The organism is Chryseobacterium camelliae, from assembly GCF_030818575.1.
GTDB lineage: Bacteria > Bacteroidota > Bacteroidia > Flavobacteriales > Weeksellaceae > Chryseobacterium > Chryseobacterium camelliae_A.
The window spans coordinates 1,749,160-1,766,224 of record NZ_JAUTAL010000001.1 but is presented as its reverse complement, the minus strand read 5'-3'; the positions used below and the strand labels follow the sequence as shown (position 1 = coordinate 1,766,224).

The 17,065-nt window shown below is 38.4% G+C and carries 12 protein-coding genes and 1 pseudogene; 11 read left to right on the top strand and 2 right to left on the bottom strand.

Going from position 1 to position 17,065, the window contains the following annotated elements:
• Window positions 1–53 precede the first annotated feature (53 nt).
• A complete protein-coding gene (locus tag QE404_RS08035) occupies window positions 54–650 on the top strand; it encodes a hypothetical protein (protein ID WP_307448993.1) in 597 nt (198 codons plus the stop codon).
• A 101-nt stretch (window positions 651–751) separates the two neighbouring features.
• Here the strand turns inward: QE404_RS08035 and QE404_RS08030 are convergent, their stop codons facing one another.
• Window positions 752–1,171 (bottom strand): VOC family protein, encoded by a 420-nt coding sequence (locus QE404_RS08030; RefSeq protein WP_307448990.1) that lies wholly within the window; start codon window positions 1,169–1,171, stop codon window positions 752–754.
• A gap of 670 nt (window positions 1,172–1,841) precedes the next feature.
• Here QE404_RS08030 and QE404_RS08025 point away from each other — a divergent pair.
• The 4 genes from QE404_RS08025 to QE404_RS08010 all read left to right on the top strand — a co-directional run bounded on the left by QE404_RS08025 (window position 1,842) and on the right by QE404_RS08010 (window position 5,613).
• Window positions 1,842–2,420, top strand: a complete 579-nt coding sequence (locus QE404_RS08025; protein WP_307448987.1) for a CinA family protein — start codon at window positions 1,842–1,844, stop codon at window positions 2,418–2,420.
• A gap of 812 nt (window positions 2,421–3,232) precedes the next feature.
• On the top strand, window positions 3,233–3,409 hold the full coding sequence (locus QE404_RS08020) for a histone H1 (protein ID WP_034684091.1): 177 nt from the start codon (window positions 3,233–3,235) through the stop codon (window positions 3,407–3,409).
• Between the two features lie 188 nt (window positions 3,410–3,597).
• The gene (locus QE404_RS08015; RefSeq protein ID WP_307448970.1) at window positions 3,598–4,743 is read left to right on the top strand and encodes a hypothetical protein; all 1,146 of its coding nucleotides are present in this window, start codon (window positions 3,598–3,600) and stop codon (window positions 4,741–4,743) included.
• Between the two features lie 30 nt (window positions 4,744–4,773).
• On the top strand, window positions 4,774–5,613 hold the full coding sequence (locus QE404_RS08010; RefSeq protein ID WP_307448967.1) for a GLPGLI family protein: 840 nt from the start codon (window positions 4,774–4,776) through the stop codon (window positions 5,611–5,613).
• Window positions 5,614–5,680: 67 nt separating this feature from the next.
• Here the strand turns inward: QE404_RS08010 and QE404_RS08005 are convergent, their stop codons facing one another.
• Window positions 5,681–7,804, bottom strand: coding sequence for a Tex family protein (locus QE404_RS08005; protein ID WP_307448965.1), 2,124 nt, complete (start codon window positions 7,802–7,804; stop codon window positions 5,681–5,683).
• A gap of 226 nt (window positions 7,805–8,030) precedes the next feature.
• Between QE404_RS08005 and QE404_RS08000 the strand changes: the two genes are divergently transcribed.
• From QE404_RS08000 to QE404_RS07975, 6 genes and pseudogenes are all read left to right on the top strand, one after another.
• Window positions 8,031–8,708, top strand: a complete 678-nt coding sequence (locus tag QE404_RS08000) for a YceI family protein (protein WP_307448963.1) — start codon at window positions 8,031–8,033, stop codon at window positions 8,706–8,708.
• Between the two features lie 560 nt (window positions 8,709–9,268).
• Window positions 9,269–13,459, top strand: a complete 4,191-nt coding sequence (gene cas9, locus QE404_RS07995; protein WP_307453813.1) for a type II CRISPR RNA-guided endonuclease Cas9 — start codon at window positions 9,269–9,271, stop codon at window positions 13,457–13,459.
• 10 nt (window positions 13,460–13,469) lie between these two features.
• Window positions 13,470–14,350 (top strand): annotated as a pseudogene (cas1, locus tag QE404_RS07990) (type II CRISPR-associated endonuclease Cas1).
• 43 nt (window positions 14,351–14,393) lie between these two features.
• Window positions 14,394–14,732 carry a CRISPR-associated endonuclease Cas2 gene (cas2, locus tag QE404_RS07985; RefSeq protein WP_307448960.1) on the top strand — a complete coding sequence of 113 codons (339 nt, stop codon included), beginning with the start codon at window positions 14,394–14,396 and terminating at the stop codon, window positions 14,730–14,732.
• Between the two features lie 1,238 nt (window positions 14,733–15,970).
• The gene (locus QE404_RS07980; RefSeq protein WP_295230286.1) at window positions 15,971–16,531 is read left to right on the top strand and encodes an NADPH-dependent FMN reductase; all 561 of its coding nucleotides are present in this window, start codon (window positions 15,971–15,973) and stop codon (window positions 16,529–16,531) included.
• Window positions 16,532–16,749: 218 nt separating this feature from the next.
• Window positions 16,750–16,980, top strand: a complete 231-nt coding sequence (locus tag QE404_RS07975; RefSeq protein WP_307448958.1) for a hypothetical protein — start codon at window positions 16,750–16,752, stop codon at window positions 16,978–16,980.
• The last annotated feature ends 85 nt before the right edge of the window (window positions 16,981–17,065 follow it).

Here is a 17,065-nt window from a genome sequence, read left to right as displayed (position 1 = left end):
GTGCAGTTTATGAATGGCCAGTATTAAAATGGATGTGATTAAAAAATACTATTATGCTTTTCAAGGAAGTACATCTACAAGATATCAGAGCAGGAAAAATTACACTGGCATTTCGTAAATGGCAAAAGGCATCCGTTAAAAAGGGAAGCCTTCTGAATACATCTGTCGGATTATTGGAAATTGACAGCATTGAAACGGTTAATGAAAGTGATATCACAGACAAAGATGCGAAACAGGCAGGATTCACGGATAAAAAACAGCTGTTAAAATCATTTAGTCATAAGCACACAGGAGAAATTTTCAAAATATCCATCCATTATTATTCTGAAGACCCACGGATTAAGCTCAGAGAGCAAACAGATTACTCAGATCAGCAGTTTGATGCTGTAACAGAAAAGTTAGCGCGCTTAGATCAGTACAGCAAGAATGGACATTGGACGAATAAAGTTTTACTAAGCATCCGGGATCACCCCAATCTGCCTGCTGCAGGTCTTGCAAATCTGACAGGTTTTGAAAAGGAATGGCTGAAGCTTAATATCAGGAAACTGAAAAATATGGGTCTGACCATAAGCCATACGATCGGTTATGAAGTATCTCCTTTAGGAAACAATTACCTGAATAAGCGCAACGACAGTAAAAATAAAAAATAAGATGGTAGATTTGCGGTTCTATGGTCAAATTTCCTTTTAAAACCATCTGCCTGATAAAGCAGATGATTTTAATTAGTAATCATCTGTCACAGATAAAACTACTATTCTCCTATTGCATAATGCCTGAATTTTTCAGCAGCTGCTTCTGTTACAGGGCTAAAAAAGTTGACCAGATTACCATCCGGATCTCTGAACAATAGCGATTTATTTCCCCAGGGCATTATCGTAGGTTTCTGTATCAGGTAAGAATCCAAAAACGGCCGTAAGTGCTCAAATATCCGCTCAACGTCATTAACCATAAATTCTATGATTGCTGTCCGGTTCTCTGCAGGCTTTGCAACGTTTTCTCCACCGAAAAACTGGAGGGTCCTCGTACTGCCGATCGCAAGAGTGGCGGTCGGTGTTTTTAATTCTGCAAAATCAGGCGTATACCTGATGGCCTCAACTCCTGTAATCCGCTCATAAAAACGGAGTAATGCATCGATATCTGCCGTAATGATGCGTATGGATACTAAATTCATAATCTGACATTTTAATTTCCTCAAAGGTAAAGCAGTGTAATGACAACAGGCTGTCAGGAGGTTTTCACGTTTGGAATATTATATGTTCACGATGATTATTCCGTCAGATCAATAATAATACATCTGATAATCTGCTTTTTTCTGACGATTGTACCTGCAATCATCAATAATGAAATATTTTGGCGGAAATTTTGATTTATATCTGGTGTAAATTTTTTACGGGTGCTTTTTTAGCCTCATAAAACATTTAAGAAAGTAAAAATGATGAAACCAATGATCATTCCCATGCAAGATATAAAGCCATTCCATATAGATCCTTCAACGTTACAATGCATTTCCGATATCCTTATGATTATCGCGGTCCCCGTAGTCATTGTTATAATTACCCAGCTTATCCATTCCCTGAGCATCCGGAAAAAGCTTAAGATTTAAAGTTTAAATAAATCTTCAGCCTCGGCTGTGAAAAATCATGGTTAAGATGATGGGTAACAGGTGTTCAATGCTTCGCCAATTATTCTTTTTTTAAGAAATAATGGCTTGATTTTAGATGGTGCCTCTACTACAACACAAATAGCTGTATTTCCGCTCTGTTAACTATCTGCAGGATATTGTAACTGAAATATGGAGCATGTCAAATGAAAAAGAAACGGTACAATAAAACGTTAGCTGTATGATTTTAAAACCTTCCAAAATCGATTTAACCATTGAACAGATTCATGTGAAATCTTTTGTTCATTTTCTTGTAGAGCTGCAAAATCTGCTGGAATTCATAGGAGAGGAGCTCACTGCCCTGAATGAGACGGTTTCCGTTGCGGAAAGCGTAACTTCAGGATTTTTACAGTTCTCTTTTTCACAGGTTAAAGATGCAGGCCGTTTCTTTAAAGGAGGAATGACGGCATATACACTTGACGAGAACATCAGCCTTTTCCACATCAGTGATGATGAAGCTTCCTTCTGTAACGGAGTATCTCCCAATATTGCTGAGGTAATGGCTTTGGAAGTAGCCTCCAGATACGAAAGTGACTGGTCGATTGCAGTAACAGGCTATACGGTTCCTGTTAAAGAATCCCAGAATAAACTCTATGCATTCTTTTCCATATCAAGGCACGGTAAAATAATCCTTTCGGAAAAACTTGACCTGCACTCCCGCACTTTGCCCTTAAAAGCGCAATTGTACTACAGCGAATTTATCCTCGGATGTTTTAAACTGGAACTGGATAAAATAAAGTTCGATCAGCAGGCGGTCTGATCTCATCAAAGAAAAATTAGCCTGATCGTTTTGAATAAATACAAATTGACAAGAATCGGAAAAAACTTTAATATCCTTTCTTCTGTTTTTCTTTACTGATATCCTGGATCAGACATTTCCAATCCGGATGTAATGTCACTTTGGACTTGTTTACAACCAGGCAGATTTTATATGGGATATTCACAGGTGATTGGTTCTTACGTAAGCATCACTTTCTTGTATTGTCTTTAAACAATAATCCTTTTCAACACCCCTTTCAATAGATTACTCATCGTAATAGATTAAGTATAGGTTATCTTTTACGGATATCATCAAGATTTATCGATATTCTAAAAGAATGACCATTTTAATGCATGGTGACTGCCAAATAAAAATCCCCGGAGAACCGGGGATAAAAACTAATAACCATGAAAACTCAAATTAAACATGAGTATATGATAACATGTCAAAATTGTGCCATAAATACTGTGAAAATTACTTTTAATATTATTTTAAGAAAAGGTCGTTTTTAGTAATCTTTGTAGGTTTTACTTTTATGATATGAACTCAATTTTAACAAAAGCAATGCATTGTATATAATTTGTTAAAATACCCGGAATAATTTTTAAGATGATAAATTGAGATTAATTGGCATTCCATAAAAATTATGATTTTTTTGCAATTTTGAGCGGCTGGTTTCGGTCATAACTGGTCACTTTTCAAAAAATGACCTGAAACATGCATTAAATTTTATTAATTATGCTAAATTTTCGCATTACCATTAGGCTGGAATCACCATAAAACCTATATTTGCAGCCTAAATTTTATAAATAATGAAAGAATTAATTGAAAAAATCAACGCGGAATTTGAAGCTTTTACTACTGAAGCAAACCAACAGGCAGAAAAAGGAAACAAAGCAGCAGGGACAAGAGCCCGTAAGTCAGCTTTAGAACTTAGCAAACTGTTCAAAGATTTCAGAAAAGTTTCTGTTGAAGAATCTAAAAAATAATAATGAAGCCGGCTGTTCAGCCGGCTTTGTTGTTCCAGGCCCTTGCTGAATCAAACTTTCATACCGTAGATATCCTTATCATTTCAACGTTTCAAAGGTTAAAAATATTTAAATACTATTAAATATTTCAAAATATGTTGAATTGTGCTTTTTTTTGAGGTTATATTTGTCTCACTTAAAAGCTATACATGAAACAGATTTTTATTCTCTCCTTATTCTCTTCCGTTCTTTTTTATTCGCAGAAAATACAGGTTATTGATGCTGAAAATAACCAACCTGTTGCAGGAGCGAGGATCATCCTGCCGGGTCAGCTGGTGTACACCAATGAAGACGGGTATGCTCCCGTAGCAGCCGATTCCGGAAGCTTTGAAGTATCTGCCCCAGGATACCAGGCTCAGAAAGAAAGTCATTTTAAAAATACCGTACTGCTGAAACCTTCAGTAAAAGATATTGAAGAGGTGAAGATCATCAATGTGGATCTTCAGAAACTCTTTGAAGACCTTCAGAAAAATTACCACAAAAGGTATTATGATGAACCGTCCCTATACGATATTACGTTTAAATCCAGGGGGTTCAATAATGATAGCCTGTTTTTCCTTGTAATTGCAGAAGCCAAACTATGGAGCAAGAGCAATTCCTACGATTTCAGGGATGGCTACCGCAAAAACTATGATGAAATTTTACAGATGCAGCTGAATAAGGTCAGGTATTTTAAAAAAAATGAGGAATCTGTATTCAATGCGAAAAGCAATGAGTTCTCACATTCAGATATGGGTGACTTCTTCTTCAGTTTTGAAGTGCACAGGGTTCTGGCTAATCTGAAGATGAAAAATACGAAGACTTCCGGAAGGCTTCTGTCTGAAAACGGAGATATGCAGACGATCGGGATTAAAATCCTTTCAGGAAGCGGGATCACTATAGAAGGGGAGATGCAGTACAATAAAAAAGATAAGGCTGTAGCCATGTACGACGTCTATTACCAGCAGTCCGGATATCCTTCTTATAAAAGGACCAATACAGCCGGAAAAGAGTATGATTACCAGTTGGGTGATGTACAGATCGTCTATGATTTTTATAAGAAAGACGGAAGCTATATTCCTGCTTTAAAAAAGATGTCCGGAGACCGATTCAAAATTATCCATGACGGAATAACCGATGAACGAAAATTCGATACGGAGATTATCTATCATACCTTCACAAAATCAGACAGAAAGGGTCTGGTTTCTAAGGTTGACTTTAGTAAAAGCATTTGGGAAAATGTTCCTGTGAAAGAAGATAAGGAAGCCGGAATACTGCTTTCTGAAAAGGAGCAGGCCTTTATCAATGGGAATTGAACCGTACAAAATTACACAATCCTCTTACATATGAAAACAATGCTTCTTTCAGCCTTTATGACGGCTGTATTGTGGACCCAGGCCCAGACTCAGACCCACCGCTTTATCTATGATGTACAATACCGGAAAGATTCCGCGCAGCACCTTATGACAAAGGAAAATTACCATCTGGATATCGGCGATAGAGAAATCAGGTATTATCCAAGGGATTTTTATGTCGGGGATTCCCTTGCCGCGAACAATATCCCTATTCCCAAAAATCAGAAGTTCAACACCTCGGAGATCATTTCCCATCAGCCAGGATCAGAGGATTACAATCATTATGATGTTTTGGAAAATGTAATTCTTAAGCATTCTTCCAGATCTCCGCAGAAATGGAAACTGACGGGAGAGAAGAAGAATATAGGAGATCTTGCAGTACAGAAGGCAACAACTACATGGGGAGGAAGAAATTGGATGGCATGGTTTACTCCCGATATTCCTTTTCAGGAGGGGCCGTACAAATTCCACGGCCTTCCGGGACTTATTGTAGAGCTTTATGACGACAAAGACAATTACCGTTTTGAGCTGGTTAAAAGCCTGAAGCTTTCCAGGCCTTATACCAATCAATACATCGATTATATGATTGCAAGGAGTGTTGCCGTAAATGATAGACAATATAAGGAAGCAAAGCTTAAATATTATAATTCGCCGGTTGGCTACCTCAGGAATTCATCAGGCGGGACCCAGTCAAAAGAAGCGTTTTACCTGAATGACGGAACACTGGTCGGGTCAAACAACGCTCGGGAAGTGGATGAAAGGCTGAAAACGGCCATCCGGCAATACAACAATCCCATAGAACTGGATCAGGCGATACGCTATCCAAAATGAGATCAGGAACATAAATAAAAAGGCGGCTCAAAAACTTTGGGCCGCCTTTCGTTTATTTCAAATCAGATTACAGAATCATGCTCAGCTGAATCCTCTTCCTGGCTTCATCTACATCGGTCACTTTTACCTGCACATGCTGGTGCATTTTAACCACTTCGTTGACGTCGGATACAAAACCGTCTTTCAGCTGGGAAATATGGACCAGGCCGCTTTCTTTGATGCCCAGGTCAACAAAACATCCGAAAGCTGTAATATTGTTGACGATACCCGGAAGGACCATACCGGCTTTTAGGTCTTTGATGCTTTTTACATTCGGGTCAAATTCAAATATTTTGGCCGCTTTCCTTGGGTCCAGTCCCGGTTTTTCCAATTCTTTCAGGATATCCCTGATCCCTAAAATACCGATGGTATCGGTTACATATTGTTCAGGTTTAATGGCAGCGATTTTCTCTTTGTTGGCAATCAGTTCATGGGTTTTAATCCCGAGGTCCTTAGCCATTTTCTCCACGAGCCCGTAAGCTTCAGGATGAACAGCCGAATTATCCAAAGGATTTTTGCTGCCCGGGACCCTGACAAATGCAGCGGCCTGCTGGAATGCTTTTTCGCCCAGCCTGGGAACTTTTTTCAGCTGCTTCCGGTCTTCAAACGCGCCGTGTTCACTGCGGTAGTTTACAATGTTTTCAGCCATCTTTTCTCCGATCCCCGAAACATAGGACAACAGTGATTTGCTGGCTGTATTCAGGTTGATCCCGACAGCGTTTACGCATTTCATGACCGTGGCATCCAGCTCGCTCTTCAGCTGCGTCTGATCCACATCATGCTGATATTGTCCCACACCAATAGATTTCGGGTCTATTTTTACCAGTTCAGCGAGCGGGTCAGCAAGCCTCCTTCCAATCGATACAGAACCTCGGACCGTTACATCATATCCGGGAAACTCTTCCCGCGCAATTCTGCTGGCAGAATAGACCGATGCACCCGCTTCCGAAACCACAAAAACCTGCAACGGCCTGTCGAATGCAATTTTTTTGATGAAGAATTCCGTTTCGCGGCTCGCGGTTCCATTACCGATAGAGATTGCTTCAATGCCATAGGCGTTCACCATAGACCGGATTTTCTTGATGGCCATTCCGGTTTCATGCTGCGGCGCGTGGGGATAGATGGTTTCATTATGGAGCAGGTCTCCTTTTTCATCCAGGCATACTACTTTGCATCCGCTTCTGTATCCAGGATCTATTGCAAGGATCCTTTTTTCTCCCAACGGCGGAGCCAGAAGGAGCTGTTTCAGGTTTTCAGAAAACACTTCAATGGCTTTACGGTCAGCTTTCTCCTTGGCTTCCTGCAAGGTTTCATTGGAAATTGCAGGCTCCAGGAGCCTTTTATAGCTGTCTTTGATGGCTAAGGCAATCTGTTCCGAACATTCATTCCTGGATTTGATAACCGCCTGTTCTATGAAATCGATCGCTTCTTCCTTATCAATGCCCGTATTCACTTTCACAAAACCTTCGGATTCTGCCCTCAGCATGGCTAAAAGCCTATGGGAAGGCATTTTGCCCAACTGCTCCTCCCAGTCGAAATACTGGGCAAATTTCTGGGCTCCTTCATCTTCCAGTTTGGCTTTTACGGCTTTTGATGAAATAACGGCTTTACGCTGGAACATCCGGCGCAGGTTTTTGCGGACGTACATATTTTCATTGATCCATTCGGCCATAATATCCCTTGCACCCTGGAGTGCTTCCTCTTCGGAAGCTACCTGGTCATTGAGGTATTTTCCGGCCAGCGACATCAGGTCATTGCCTTTCTGGCTCATGATGATCCTGGCTAAAGGTTCAAGGCCTTTTTCTTTGGCCGCATCTGCTCTGGTTTTCCTTCTTTTTTTATACGGCAGGTACAGGTCCTCCAGTTCCTGAAGGCTGAAGCTGTCCTGTATCCTCTGCTGGAGCTCGGCAGTCAGCACACCCTGTTCTTCCATGGATTTCAGGATGCTTTCTTTGCGTTTTACAATGTCCTCAAACTGCTGGCTGAGCTTGGATATCTGTTCGATCTGGGTTTCATCCAGATTTCCCGTGGCATCTTTACGGTACCGGGAAATGAATGGGATGGTACAGTCTTCAGCTAACAATTGAAGGGTAGCCTTAATGCTTTTTTCGGAAATATTAGAGGATTGTTGTATAAAGCTTGTAGCGTTCATGGTAAAAATTAAACGGCTAAAATAAGTATTTTTCTTATGGACGGCATAGTCTATGGTCACAACTTTTCCTTATTTTAACCTGAATATTAAGATATGGTTAAAATCGTTTCTTGACGTATGATAAGAAATCAACCGGCGAAGTTCTTTAATTTTGACGCTTCTACAGCAGAAATACATGCTGTATTTTATTTTTTGATTGAATAACAACTTTTAAACAATACATAATATGAAAAAACTCAGTGTCATTGCATTAATGGCTATCGGATTGGTGGCAACATCTTGTAACAAAGACAAAGCGGCCGGAGATGCTGCAACAGCTCAGGAGCAGACGGTTGCTGAAGGAAAAGGAGAAAAGCTAGCGGTAGATACTGCTGCATCAGTGGTGAACTGGAAGGCATTCCACAAAGGCGGTATGGCACCTCGTTGGGGAACCCTTAAGGTGCAGTCAGGAGACCTTAGCGTTGAAAACGGCCAGTTAACGGCAGGAAACTTCGTTATAGATATGAACTCCCTGAAAGTAGACCCGGCTTCCGTAACGGAAAAGGATAAAAAATATACCGACCTGGAAGCACACCTGAAAACTCCTGATTTCTTCGACACCGCTAAAAACCCGACCTCAGAGTTCAAGATCACTGCTGTAACCGATCTTAAGGATGCTTCCAAAGATGCAGTTGCCGGAGCCAACAAAACCGTGAGCGGAAACCTTACGCTTTCCGGAAAAACGATGAACGTAACGTTCCCGGCTAAAGTAGAGGTAGCGGATAATGCTGCATCCATCCAGGCGAAGTTCACCGTAAACAGAGCTGATTGGGGCATCAAATTCGGAACTTCCGAAACCGATCCTGCAGAATGGATGATCAGCAAAGACATCGAAATTGGCGTTGATGTAAAAGCGAAAAAATAATATTGTTAGATATAATCTTGTAAAGCTGCCTCTTTTAGGGGTGGCTTTTTTTTGGCTTCCTGTTATCGATGATTTATGATAACGACTGTATAATTTTATAGAGGAAGACTTACGCCTTGACATTCAGATATAAAAAATGCCCCACAGATAGGCGAGGCGCTAAATGTTTTCACAACGGAATAATCCTTATTGTGAATTGCTTTCATGTACAAATGTAGAAAAATAATTTTTTATCCGGTTTATGGTTTTCCGTATTTTAATAAAAAAATTTAAGCATATCTTTCAGAAGTTTATTGTTATAAAAAAGAAATCCTAATAAGAATTAACTTATTAGGATTGAAATGAAAACAATTCACAATAGTTATCAACTGTAAATAACCATTGTATAGAAAAAGCAAAAAACCTTGGGGGATTTTAGAATTAAGTTTGGACCTTAATAACGATTTCTCTTCAGAAATAATCTTTTTCTATGAACAAAGATATAAATTTATCATTTTAGTTGATAACTAAAACGGTAATTGTTTTTATATTTGTATGTTTTTAATTATAAACCATTGAAAATGAACGTAAATAAAATATTGGGATTAGACTTAGGTATTTCTTCGATAGGATGGGCCTATGTTCAGGAAGATTCTAAAAATCCTGAAAATAATAAAATCATCAAACTTGGAGTCCGTGTAAATCCGCTGACTGTTGATGAGCAGCTGAATTTCGAAAAAGGAAAACCCATTACAACCAATGCCGGAAGAACTTTGGCCAGAAGTGCGAGAAGAAATCTTCAAAGGTTTAAATTGAGAAGATCCAATCTCATTGATGTTCTAAAGAAAAATAATATTCTCAAAGAAACAGACCTGCTTGCGGAAGTTGGGAAAAACTCAACCTTTCAAACTCAGGAATTAAGGGCAAAGGCGGCAAAAGAACAAATAGAGCTTTCAGAATTTGCCAGGGTTTTACTTTTAATCAATAAAAAAAGAGGGTACAGGAGCAGCCGCAAAGCTAAAAACGATGAGGAAGGGCAAATTGTGGACGGAATGGCTGTAGCTAAAAAATTGTATGAGGAAAATTTAACCCCCGGAGAATATTCATACCAACTTTTACAGCAAGGCAAAAAGCAATTGCCAGATTTTTACCGTTCAGATTTACAGGCTGAATTTGATAAGATTTGGGATTTTCAGAAACAATTCAATCCTGAAATTTTTTCTCATGAACTCTATGGAAGACTTCAGGGTAAAAATAGGAATGCAACCTGGAAAGAATTAGAGATTCCATTTTCCCTTGTAGGAATCAAGCAAACCGGAACGATGCAGGAGAAAAAAGCTGAAAAATACTTTTGGAGAAGTGAAGCGGTTAAAAAACAGCTGGATTTCGAAAGTTTGGCTATTGTGTTTCAGGAAATCAACAGTAATCTGAATAATTCAAGCGGTTATTTAGGAGCAATCAGTGACCGAAGCAAGGAATTGTATTTTAAAAATCAGACAGTCGGGGAATATTTATTTCATCAGTTAAAAGTAAACCCTCATACGAAACTTAAAAATCAGGTTTTCTACAGACAGGATTATTTGGATGAATTTGAGAAAATATGGGAAACTCAATCTAAGTATCATAAAGAATTAACGCAGGAATTAAAAGGAGAGGTTCGGGATATTATTATTTTCTATCAGAGGAAACTAAAATCACAGAAAGGTTTGATCAGCATCTGTGAGTTTGAAAACAGAGAAATAGAAATTACAGAAAACGGAAAAACAAAAAAGAAAACATTAGGACTAAAGGTTGCACCAAAGTCTTCTCCTTTGTTTCAGGAATTTAAAATCTGGCAGGTTCTGAATAATTTACAGTTTCAGAATGTAGATAACCAAGAAGTTTTTCCAATAGTTTTAGATTGTAAGCAATCAATTTTCAATGAGGTGAATGTGAAAGGAAAACTTTCTGCAAAGGATGTTTTGGATCTTATTGGTTATTCGGGGAAAGAATGGAAGACTAATTTCAAAGAGATTGAAGGAAATTATACCAATGAAAATCTATACAATGCTTTTCTGAAAATTATAGCCAGTGAAGGAATAGCATTTCCAAAAGAATTTAAGTTGACCATTGATGATGAAATTAGAGTTTCTAAGATCAATGCTTCTTCAGAAATCATACAATTATTTGTTAAGGAAAAGCTGTCAGGCTTGGGAATTGATACTTCTGTTCTGGACTTCAATCCGGAATTGGATGGAAATGATTTTGAAAAACAATCTTCTTACCAGCTGTGGCATCTGCTGTATTCTTATGAAGGTGATGATTCTCCGTCAGGAAATGAAAAACTGTATGAGTTACTGCAAAAGAAATTCGGGTTCAGAAAAGAGCATTCCAAAATATTAGCGGAAATTGTTTTTCCTCAGGATTATGGAAGTCTGAGTTCTAAGGCGATGCGAAAGATTTATCCCTATATTAAAGAGCATAAATACAGTACAGCCTGTAATTATGCAGGGTATAATCATTCTAAAAATTCGTTAACAAAAGAGCAATTAGAAAACCGGCCTTTAAAGGAACAGTTGGAGATCCTTCCCAAAAATTCTTTACGAAATCCGGTAGTTGAAAAGATTTTGAATCAGATGATCAATCTTGTGAATGAAGTTTCAAAAGAATACGGAAGACCTGATGAAATAATAATTGAATTGGCAAGAGAGCTCAAATTTAGTGCGGAAGAACGCGCTATAATGACTTCCGAAATTAATAAGGCGACAATACAGCATCAGAAATATGCCGAAATTTTGAAAAAGGAATTTAATATTCCTGCTCCATCCAGAAATGATATCATTCGTTACAAATTATACTTAGAACTGGCAAATAACGGCTTCAAGGATTTGTATACGGATGTGAAAATTGAAAGAGGAAACTTATTTACCGAGAAATATGATATTGATCACATCATACCACAATCCCGATTTTTTGATGATAGTTTTTCCAATAAAGTCTTGGTTCCAAGAAGCGCTAATCTTAAAAAAGGAAATTTTACGGCATTCGATTATCTTGAGATTGAAGGAAAAGACAAATTAGAAAAGTTTTTAAACATCATAAAAGATCTGTATGACAAGGGAGCAATTACCAAAGCCAAATTTGAAAAACTGCAAAAAAAAGGTGTCGAAATAGGAGATGGCTTTATTGAAAGAGATTTGCGAAATACACAATATATTGCAAAAAAAGCTAAAGAAATCCTTTTAGGAATTACAAATTATGTAACCCCAACCTCAGGACGGATAACCGAAAAGCTCCGTGAAGACTGGAATCTTGTCAATACAATGAAAGAGCTTAATCTGGAAAAATACAGAAAACTAGGGCTTACAGAAACGGTCATCAATTCAAAAGGAGAAGAGAAGCAGAGAATTATAAACTGGACTAAAAGAAATGACCACCGTCACCACGCAATGGACGCTTTAACGGTTGCTTTTACAACGCACAATCATATACAGTATCTCAATTACTTAAATGCAAGAAAAAATGAAGCTCATAAAGCGCATAAAATAATTACCAATATTGAAAATAACATTACAGAAGTCATTGAAAAGAAAAATGGTTCAAAGCAGAGAAGATTTAAAGAACCTGTTAAAAATCTTAGAGCAGAAGCCAAAAAACATTTGGATGAAATATTAATTTCTCACAAAGCTAAAAATAAAGTCGTTACCAGAAATATCAATAAAATTAAGAAAAAAGGAAGCGTAATTGAAAAAGCAGAACTGACTCCTAGAGGACAACTTCATAAAGAGACAATTTACGGAAGTTCAAAATTTCTTAAAACAAAAGAAGAAAAGGTGTCGGGAAAATTCGATGTAGAAACCATTCAAAAAGTTCAGAATGAACGATACAGAAATGCTTTGCTGAATAGGCTGCAAGAGTTTGGCGGAGATCCGAAAAAAGCATTTACCGGGAAAAATATAATTTCTAAAAATCCAATATTTCTTGATGCTGAAAGAACGGACCATTTACCCGAAACCGTAACTTTAGCCTGGTATGAAACGGGCTATACGATCAGAAAAGCGGTAAATCCTGATAATTTTAAAGATTTTAAAAATATTGAAAAAGTTATTGATAAAGGAATTCGTGATATTCTGACCGAAAGATTAAAAGAATTTAATGGAAACTCTAAGGAAGCCTTTTCTGATTTGGAAAAGAACCCGATCTGGCTTAATAAATCAAAAGGGATTTCAATAAAGGCGGTTACTATTACAGGAATTAATAATGCCGAAGCTCTGCATTACAAAAAAGATCACTTAGGAAAAGATATTTTAGATGAAGATGGTCAAAGGATAGCCGTTGATTTTGTAAGTACAGGAAATAACCATCACGTTGCCATTTATGAAGATGAAAATGGAAATTTACAGGAAAAAGTTGTGAGTTTTTATGAAGCTGTAGAAAGAGTGAACCAAAAATTACCGGCTATTGATAAAGAATATAATTCCGCATCAGGCTGGAAATTTCTTTTTACCATGAAACAAAATGAAATGTTTTTATTTCCATCAGAAGATTTTGATCCGAAAGAAGTTGATTTATTTGATGAAAAGAATCTGAGTTTTATTTCAAAAAATCTTTTCAGAGTGCAGAAAATTGCAACAAAAGACTATTTCTTTAGGCATCATTTGGAAACTACAGTCGAAGATAATTCTGCACTGAAAGGAATTACCTGGAGAAGGGAAGGATTGAGCGGATTAAAGAATGTTTGGAAAGTCCGTTTGAATCATCTGGGAAAAATCGTTCAGGTAGGAGAATATTAAAACTTTAAAAGTGATCACCCGCTCCATTTACATCGGCAATCCCGCTTATCTTAAACTCAAAGACGAGCAGATGAAAATCATCTGTCCGGAAACCAAAGCGGAAAAGGGGAGTGTCCCGGTGGAAGATTTGGGATTGCTGATGCTGGACCATTTCCCATAACCTGATCCAGAAAATGATGGGCAATAATGTGGTGGTGGTAAGTTGTGATGCGCATCATCTACCCCATGGAATCATGCTGCCGTTGCACGGTCATACTGAACATTCGGACCAGGTAAAAGAGCAGTTGGAAGCCAGTGAACCCCTAAAGAAACAGCTCTGGAAGCAAACGGTGGAATGCAAGATTGAAAACCAGAAAAATGTGCTGATGAAACTGGGGAATTATTATGAACCTATGATTGAATACCAGCGGAATGTAAAATCCGGCGATGTTACCAATATGGAAGGCATTGCTGCTCAGCATTACTGGAAATACCTGATCACCCTAGATTTTTTGAGACAGCGGTTCGGGGATTCGCCCAACCATTTTTTTTAATTTTGGGTATGCCGTACTTCGGAGTATTGTGGCAAGGGCTATTGTTGAAACAGGACTGCTTCCGGTTCTCGGAATCTTTCATAAAAACAAATACAATCCCTACTGTCTCGCAGATGATTTAATGGAACCTTATCGTCCTTTCTTGGACCTTTTGGTCATGCAGTGGCTAAAAGTAAATTCGGAGACGGAAGACCTGACCAAAGAATTCAAAGCGCATATTCTTCAGATCGCGACTAAGGATGTGCTGATTGACAATAAAACAAGACCCTTGTTGATGGCTGTAAAATATACAGCTTCATCGCTTTATAAATGTTACACGGGTGAAAAGCGACTGATCTCTTATCCTGAACTAATCTGATGAATTAAATTACTTTTTACATTGTACATTTTACAAATAAAATATGAATGCCGAAAGGTTTAATACATACCGAATTATGTGGGTTTTAGTATTATATGACCTTCCTACCGAGACCAAGGCCAACATGAAAGATGCCAACCGTTTCCGGAAAGCGTTGATCGATGACGGATTTACCCTGTTTCAGTTCTCGATGTACGTTCGTCACTGCCCAAGCCGTGAAAATGCGGAAGTTCATATCAAACGCGTGAAGTTTATGTTGCCGAAAGCCGGTAAAGTAGCCATCATGTGCATCACCGACAAACAATTTGGGGATATTGAGATCTTCTTTGCCAGGAATAAAGAAGAACCGCCTCCAACCTTCCAGCAGCTCGAATTATTCTGATTTTTTAAATTCTAAATAACAAATAAACCCACTGCAATTCAGTGGGTTAAATATTGAGGTTGTGTTGTATCACGAAGATACGATTAAATGAAAGCAATTCACAACCAACGGCTTCGTTATCCGTTCAAAATATTGGTTGTGTTGTATCACGAAGATACGATTAAATAAAAGCAATTCACAACTGTCCCAAAGCTGGTCTGATAACGTCCCGTGTTGTGTTGTATCACGAAGATACGATTAAATGAAAGCAATTCACAACTTGCGATGTATTGAATCATAACTATACAGGGTTGTGTTGTATCACGAAGATACGATTAAATAAAAGCAATTCACAACTGTCCCAAAGCTGGTCTGATAACGTCCCGTGTTGTGTTGTATCACGAAGATACGATTAAATGAAAGCAATTCACAACTTGCGATGTATTGAATCATAACTATACAGGGTTGTGTTGTATCACGAAGATACGATTAAATGAAAGCAATTCACAACGATGCATTTCCAATATGACAATTTTTAGAAGTTGTGTTGTATCACGAAGATACGATTAAATGAAAGCAATTCACAACGCACTGAACTGCATTCCTATAATACCATTGGTTGTGTTGTATCACGAAGATACGATTAAGTGAAAGCAATTCACAACTGTCTATATTATGTAGCCTTCTGGTGTTTAGTTGTGTTGTATCACGAAGATACGATTAAATGAAAGCAATTCACAACCAGATCTTTGATCTGTGTATTCAGATTACTGTTGTGTTGTATCACGAAGATACGATTAAATGAAAGCAATTCACAACAAGCGAAGGGATTCCAATTCGGAGCATGGGGTTGTGTTGTATCACGAAGATACGATTAAATGAAAGCAATTCACAACTCTGATGTAATTGATTGCCGTATTAGCTTCGTTGTGTTGTATCACGAAGATACGATTAAATGAAAGCAATTCACAACTTGCCAAAACGGATGGAGCCGGCGCAACTGGTTGTGTTGTATCACGAAGATACGGTAAAATGAAAGCAATTCACAACACAAATGAACTCGTTGCTTACAAAACAAAAGTTGTGTTGTATCACGAAGATTTTATGCCTAAAAGGTACGGTAAAATAAATTTAGTTCAAAACAGTTTTTAAAGCTCCCCAAAATCACTGCCTATACGCTGCGGCAAGATACTTGTACTGTTGTGCGGGATCGGGATACCGCCTGATCCGTTGCACAGATACCACTAAATTATATCGATATGGATAAAGTAATTGGAATTCTTGCAGGAAGCCTGCGTAAAGAATCGTTTTCAAAGAAAATTGCACAAGCCATTGTACCGATGGCACCGGAAGGTTACCGGTTTCAGATTGTTTCATTAGACGGGCTGGAAGTCTACAACCAGGATTTTGACGACCACAACCAGGTCCCGGAATCGTACAAAGCTTTCCGGGAAGAAATGCAGAAGGTAGATGGGGTCATCTTCATCACACCCGAATACAACCGTTCGGTACCCGGCGTCCTGAAAAATGCCCTCGACATCGGTTCCCGGCCGGCCGGTAAAAGTGTCTGGGACAAAAAGCCCGCGGCGATCTTCAGCAATTCTCCGGGAAATATTTCCGCATTCGGGGCCAATCACCATTTGAGGCAGAGCCTCGTGTTCCTGAATATGCCCGCTATGCAGCAGCCGGAAGTTTATATCGCCAAAGCCAATGAATTGTTCGATGACAGCGGAGCCCTGAAAGAAGGCGAAACCAAAAAGTTCATTGCAGAAGCAGTGGAAGCGTATATTGCCTGGTTTGAAAAGAATGCGGAGGCTTAAATACAGGAGTAGGGTTTTGATATAAAAACCACAAACAGAATTATAAATCTTTGCTGATCAAATGCCCGGTTTTTGCCGGGTATTTTTATGGAGTATGTTAAGAAGTTGTATTATGGTAGCTATGAGTTGCAATAGAACATAACAGCCGGAATTTATTTTTACAGCTTCCCATCTAATAGAAATTGATTTTTTAGCTATATTTGACAAAACTTTAACCCATGAAAAAACACATGCTCTGCTGTGCAGTCTTTTCTTTTGCACAGGTGACTCCCAAATTCGTTTATGCCGAGATCGTCGGTGAATCGAGATTCCTCAGTACTAAGGTGATCGTGTCTATTGATTACGGGCAGGCGACTTCGTTCTTTGAGAATACGAAAGTTAAAAATGAAGACGGCAGCAACTGGAAGTTTGATTATGTGGTAAATGCGATAGATGAGAAAAGTCAATAGGTTATAAGTTGAAAAAATAGAATATAATCATCCATCTGAAAATTTGATTTTTCCTTTCGGAAGTATCATAGAATACCGATATATT